The organism is Candidatus Symbiopectobacterium sp. NZEC135 (assembly GCF_025962695.1).
The window spans coordinates 1-970 of sequence record NZ_JAGFPF010000761.1 but is presented as its reverse complement, the minus strand read 5'-3'; the positions used below and the strand labels follow the sequence as shown (position 1 = coordinate 970).

Here is a 970-nt window from a genome sequence, read left to right as displayed (position 1 = left end):
CCCACCGGTTTTACTTCGAACGATCTCCCCTGGTTTAAACACGCCAGCCACCTTTTTCCTGAGTAATACTACACATCGCGCTTACTTTTCGCTCCCCAAGCGCCTGCAAGGGTACTGATTACGGCACCGAGCAGCAGTGCAAAAAATGACCACAGCGCGGCTTTTGCCGCTGCTTTTGACATTTGGTCAGCCTGCTCGACGGCCTGCTTTTTCCAGTCCTCATAACGCTGCTGAGCCTGCTGTATATTCTGTTGTGCTTGAGTAAGGCGCTCGCTCACTTCTTTCACCATACGATCGCGGGTACTGATAATGTTTTCGACCGCCCGGTCAGCCTCAGTTGGCGTGAGATCGGTGTTTTGCGTTAACGCACGCTTGATATCATCACGATTGATGCTGGCTGCAATCGTTTTACTTCGTTGCGCAAGTTTCTCGGTTAATTGGGCTGCAACCTGCTCACTCGGTTCTGTGCCAACGGCCATACGGCGCGCAGCCAGCATGATATCCTGTTTGGCACCTTGTAATTGCTGCTTGAGATAATCGGGTTGTAATGTGGGGATACCGGATTTAACTAACGCATTTTCCACTTCACTCTGCAAGCCATCACTTGAGAGGTGCGTATCAAGCATGATCTCTTCAAATAAATTTTGCCCCGCATCCCCCATGCGAGAGAGCCCATGCCCCAGCGCTTCGCCACCGCTGGAAATCATCGAACCTGTCGCAGATGCGATTGAGCCTAGCGCACTTCCCGCTGTTTTTATTGACGAACTCACCAGCATGGCACCCAATACTGAAGCCACCAGTAACGCGCTGGCCCAATTCAAGAAGCCGTGAATCATACCATCGTAACCCGCCAATCGGCCTGCGATAAACGATCCTGCAAATAAACTGATGACAATGGAGAACACCGTCCATAGACCGACGGCCATACCTGCGCCATTTACCGGATCGTCTGACTTCGGCTCGACCATTG

The 970-nt window shown here is 51.9% G+C and carries 1 protein-coding gene; it reads right to left on the bottom strand.

Annotated features, from left to right (window positions below):
* Positions 1–68: 68 nt before the first annotated feature.
* On the bottom strand, positions 69–970 hold a 902-nt coding region (locus tag J5224_RS30280; protein WP_264628748.1), incomplete at its 5' end, for a YrzE family protein.